Consider the following 2,275-nt stretch of genomic DNA (forward strand, 5'->3'; position numbering starts at 1 on the left):
AGTTAGGATACAGGCCTCTCTTCTTTTTTGTCTACCCTACCTGTTGCAGATCTGTGTGAACCGGGACAGGGGAGTTCCTCAATCCCTACCCCGAGAGTACTCTATTTGTTCCTCTACAACGGCGACCATGACCCTGACGACCTCAGGATCGAACTGGGTTCCCGAGAAACGCTTGAGTTCCTCGAGGGCTTCATCAACGCTCATTGCTCTCCGGTACGGACGGTCACTCGTCATGGCTTCGAAAGCGTCCACCACTGCCAGGATTCTTGCCTCAAGGGGGATTTCCTCTCCCCGGAGGCCATCGGGGTAGCCGGTTCCATCGAAGCGTTCATGGTGGTGGCGGACAATGCGAGCAATGGACTCAAGGCCTTTGATGCTCAGAAGGAGTTCCTCGCCTTTTATGGCGTGGAGCTTTACAAGGTCGTACTCTTCAGGAGTGAGCCTTGCGGGTTTACGGAGGATTTCCTGAGGGATGAAGATCTTTCCTACATCGTGCACAAGAGCTGCCCAGCGGACTAAACGGGCCCTCTCCTCATCGAGGCCAAGGGATCGGGCGATTTCGAAAGCGTACCCCGCGGAGACCTCAGAGTGCATCCGGGTGGAGCCATCGTAGTACTCGAGGGCCTTGGCAAGAGCTAAGAGCAACCCCTCCAAGAGCGACTCCTCCTTTTGGGCGTATTCTCGCAGGGCGTGAAAGGCGACGCATATACGGGCGAATTGTTCGACAAGGGCGATGTCCTCCTCGTTGAAGTGCTCTTTGTCCCCTTTGGGGATATCGAGGGTGAGGTGTCCAAAGAACTTCTCTTTCCAGAAGAAAGGGGCACCGAGCGTTTCAGAGATGGGTCGGGAGAGGGCCACAAGCCTCTCGAAGCGCTCTTTTGAGGAGAACTTCCTTTTTGGGTTCAGAATGTCCTGGACAACCATCACTTTATCAAAGACAATGAGGTCTTCCTTCTCAAAAGTGAACCCCACAAGACCTTCGTCGTGCCCCCGAACGGCAACAATCTTTCCTCTCCCACTTTCGTCCACAAGGAGTACACTCCCCGAAGAGGCCTTTGGAATGAGTTCCAGGGCAAGGTCGAGAATTCTGGAAAGAAACACCTCTTCCTTTACTGAAAAGAGAGGCAGAGATGCCACGACTTCCACGGTTTTGAGGAGTTTCTGTTCGGCCTCTCTGAGGGACTTCGTTGCCTGGGCGACCCGTCGTTTCAGGAGGCGGTTGAAGACAGAGAGAATGCCAATGAAGGCTGCAGTTCCAAGGGCAAGAACCGCTATAACGCTCCCAAGCCAAGGAGGGTGGGTTTCGAGCTCTACCACGTAGGGCTTGAGGAGATTATCGATTTCCTCTTTGGAGAACTTCGCAAGCCCTTCCTTGAGGATACCGAGAACCTTGGCATTCCCCTTCCAGGTGGCAAGGTAGAGGTGGTTGAGGATGGGGAGGGGAACACGAGAAAAGTGGGCAAGGAGGTCGTACTTCACAAGGAGTAGTTCGCGGGGAGGTCGTCCATGAGGAAGCAGTCGATTTCTCCTCTTTTGGCCGCGGCGACGATGTCAGAGTAGTTCGGGAAGAGGCGAAACTGGAGAGAGGGATTCTCCGACCTTGCGTAGTCCACGAGGGCATCCCGGGATTTTACCCCCACAACGTGGGGTGTGAGATCAGAAAGGGAGGCCACGCGAATCCCCCGGCGAACGTAGATGCTTGAGGTCATGGGGAAGAGGGGACCGGCGAAATCGAGGTACAGCTCCCGTTCGGGAGTCCAGAATATGGTGTCGATGACCTCGGCTTCGTGAGCCTTCATAACCTCGTGGGCTTTCTCCCAGGGAAGGGGAATGAGTTCCACAGGGATTCCCGTTTTCTCTTCCCAGAGCTTCCAGAAATCCACCGAGGCCCCGGCAAACCTTCCCTCTTCATCGATGTAGAAAAAGGGCGGGTAATCCTGGTCGATCACCACACGGAGAGGTCGGGTTTCTTCAGCGAAGCACAGGAGAGGAAGAGAAAGGAGGAAAAACCCAAAAAAGACAGTGCGGCAAAACCGCCGCATAACTACCCTCCCCCACCGATTCTATGGAAGAAGTATACCACAGACTGGTATAATGAGGGAAACGTTTGAGGAGGCTTGGGTTTGGGCAAGGAGAACCCCTTTCCAAGGGACTTCTGGCTTATTCTTTCTTTTGCCCTTCTTTTGCGGATTCTCTTTGCCTTTGCCGTGTACGGTTTCCCTCCCGATATCGCTTGCTTCAGGGGCTGGGCAGAAGAGGCGGCCTCAAGAGGTCT

Annotated in this window: 3 protein-coding genes; 1 reads left to right on the forward strand and 2 read right to left on the reverse strand. The window is 54.5% G+C overall.

Annotated features, from left to right (window positions below; translation table 11 throughout):
- Positions 1-78: 78 nt before the first annotated feature.
- Together H5U36_09990 and H5U36_09995 are read right to left on the reverse strand one after the other, a co-directional pair.
- Positions 79-1,479, reverse strand: a complete 1,401-nt coding sequence (locus tag H5U36_09990) for an HD domain-containing protein (GenBank protein ID MBC7218435.1) — start codon at positions 1,477-1,479, stop codon at positions 79-81.
- Entirely contained in the window at positions 1,476-2,042 is a 567-nt protein-coding gene (locus H5U36_09995) for a transporter substrate-binding domain-containing protein (protein ID MBC7218436.1), read from the reverse strand. The genes H5U36_09990 and H5U36_09995 overlap by 4 nt, the downstream gene beginning before the upstream one ends.
- A gap of 81 nt (positions 2,043-2,123) precedes the next feature.
- Between H5U36_09995 and H5U36_10000 the strand changes: the two genes are divergently transcribed.
- Positions 2,124-2,275, forward strand: a 152-nt coding sequence (locus H5U36_10000; protein MBC7218437.1) for a hypothetical protein, incomplete at its 3' end; no start/stop codon positions are given.

Origin of the sequence: Candidatus Caldatribacterium sp. (assembly GCA_014359405.1) — a bacterium.
In the GTDB taxonomy this organism is placed as follows: Bacteria; Atribacterota; Atribacteria; order Atribacterales; family Caldatribacteriaceae; genus Caldatribacterium; species Caldatribacterium oleiphilum.

Coding starts and splice junctions, on each gene's coding strand:
- H5U36_09995 (MBC7218436.1), bottom strand. CDS start 2,042: ATGCGGCGGTTTTGCCGCACTGTCTTTTTTGGGTTTTTCCTCCTTTCT.